Source organism: Winogradskyella marina (genome assembly GCF_015645385.1).
Taxonomy (GTDB): domain Bacteria; phylum Bacteroidota; class Bacteroidia; order Flavobacteriales; family Flavobacteriaceae; genus Winogradskyella; species Winogradskyella marina.
Map to the genome: position 1 here is coordinate 1 of NZ_JADOET010000037.1, position 2,298 is coordinate 2,298.

General features: G+C 28.9%; 2 protein-coding genes. Both read left to right on the top strand.

The features are described from left to right. Positions 1-136 precede the first annotated feature (136 nt). A complete protein-coding gene (locus tag ITJ86_RS17095; protein WP_195872867.1) occupies positions 137-841 on the top strand; it encodes a hypothetical protein in 705 nt (234 codons plus the stop codon). 481 nt (positions 842-1,322) lie between these two features. Beyond that, positions 1,323-2,198, top strand: coding sequence for a hypothetical protein (locus tag ITJ86_RS17100; RefSeq protein WP_195872868.1), 876 nt, complete (start codon positions 1,323-1,325; stop codon positions 2,196-2,198). The last annotated feature ends 100 nt before the right edge of the window (positions 2,199-2,298 follow it).

Here is a 2,298-nt window from a genome sequence, read left to right on the forward strand (position 1 = left end):
CCTACTTACGAAAAACCTCTCGGTTTTTCTATTTCGATAATTATTTGCTAACTTACTCGCTGAAAACACGCTACAAATCATATACGAGACCGTTGCCCACAATACGAGAAAAACAATAATCATAAAAATTAACACTTTGAAAAAAACATTACTATTAGCATTTGGAATAGCAATTTTAACAGTTGGATGCGGTGCGCCAGCTTCTGTTTCGAGAACAGTTAAATTCAGTCCCAAAAATGACGAAATTACAACGACACCTTCTCTAAAAGAATATCTTGAAACTAATCCCAACCCAAAAATTGTTTTAAGAACAAGCTCAAGACTTAATACGGATAATGTTACGGAAAAAGAGAAAAACAGTTATCTGTATAATGCAATCGAAAGCGAATTATTAAAAAGCGGTTTTGTGGTTCGAGATAGACAGCTATTTGACAAAATCGTCACTAATTCTGACAATAATAATAATTATGAGAATTTAAAAGAGAAATCCGATACAGATTTGATAATTGAATTGACCAATTTGGATAGAAGTATCGAATACCAAACAAATAAATATTATGACACTAAAGGACGTGAAAAAACTTCATCGGTTTTAGCTCAAAAATCCTATTATGGTGCAACAATCGAGTTTAAAGTAATTATGATAAATACTAACGAGTTTGCTGGAATATACAAATTCAATTATGTTCCTTGCATTGATGGATGTGCTTATGGTCCAACCAAAAGAATGACGAGACGCGAACTTGACGAAATCCAATCTTACGAGGCAGTTGAGGAAAATAGATTGATTAAATTTGTGAAAAATGCGACCAATCAATTAGTCGCTGAAATGAGAAACTAAGCGCAGATGTACTGTGGGCAACAACGTATAAAAATAATAGGGCAATAAGTGCTTAACCCAATGGCAAAGGCACTTTTGCAAGGTCGCCAAATTTTTAAATTTGACTTATTGAACAAAAAAAATAATAAGAAAAATTTAAAAATTTGGCTTGTGTTTCATCCGAATGGTTTGCGCTCTTTTTCAGCCCTACTATTCTTATACACAACCGTTGTAACGCATTAAAACGAAAATCAGTTAAAATAGACTAACTACCTGAAGTCAAATATGTTAGAGATATAATAAAGACACGAAAATAATTATAGACGTACCGATATTTTTTATACTTTTAGATAATGAAAAACGAAAGAGTAGTTATATGGGAGAAGCAGATGTTCCTTGTTCTGATTCTGAAATATATGACCAATTTGATAATATATTTAACTAAAAAAAACAATTAAATTGAGCATAGTTTTTAAATCATAACTATGCTCAATTCTCTATTATGAAATATATATTATTCAGTATATCGTTGTTTTTCTTCTTACACAATTCCTTTTGTCAAGAAAAACGAGTATATCTTTTTGAGGAAGTTTTAAAACCTATAAATGATTTTCAACTAAATTTCTTTATAAAAGATAGTTTATCAATTTACAAAAGCAACAACAGAAATAGTTTTTTAATTAATCATAATAAAATTAATTCGTTAGATTCAGTAATTATTACCTACGATAGCTTTTATTCACAGAAATTAGATTTAGATGTGCTTAAAAAGCTAGATACTATTGTATTAAATAAACAAATACATTTAGACGAAGTTGTAATAAAAAAACAGTTCGAAAGAAAAGAATTAGGTGCTGTATCGAAAAATAGAAATCTAAAAAAATTAGGTTCAACTTCTACTTCAGAAAATATAATACAATTAGAAGTTAACGATTATAAAGGAGCACAAATTGAAAGTATTAGCATTTATATTTATGAAAAATTCCGCGATTTATATAACACAAAGTTTATAAATGAAAACATAGATATAAAGTTTTACCTTTTTCAATCAAATGAGAGTCCTAACAATAACACTGAAAATCTTCTTAAAAACGAATTAATCGTTAATACAGAAAAAGGAGAAAAGGGTTGGCTGTCAATAGACCTAAAAGATCTTAATATAAAAATAAAAGATTATAAATACTTATATATTGGTTATAGTACTTTTGGTAGTCCAATTGCACTGGGTATTATTAAAACAAAAAAATTAGACAATAATATAATTAAATATGGTAGAGGCACTTTTGTTGAAGGTAATAGACAATGGAGGCTTCCTAAAATTATTTATAATAAGAAAGAAGTTTCCATTCCAGCTATAAAAATTAAAATAAAACAATAACGCGTTACAACACCGTGTATAATTCATTGCTAGTTATAGCCTACTTACGAAAGTCCTCGCGGACTTTCTATCTGTGATTTATTTGCTAACTTTAGTGCTT

What these genes read in the sequence shown, in the direction of transcription:
- ITJ86_RS17100 (WP_195872868.1), top strand. Translation starts at nt 1,323, where the DNA reads ATGAAATATATATTATTCAGTATATCGTTGTTTTTCTTCTTACACAAT.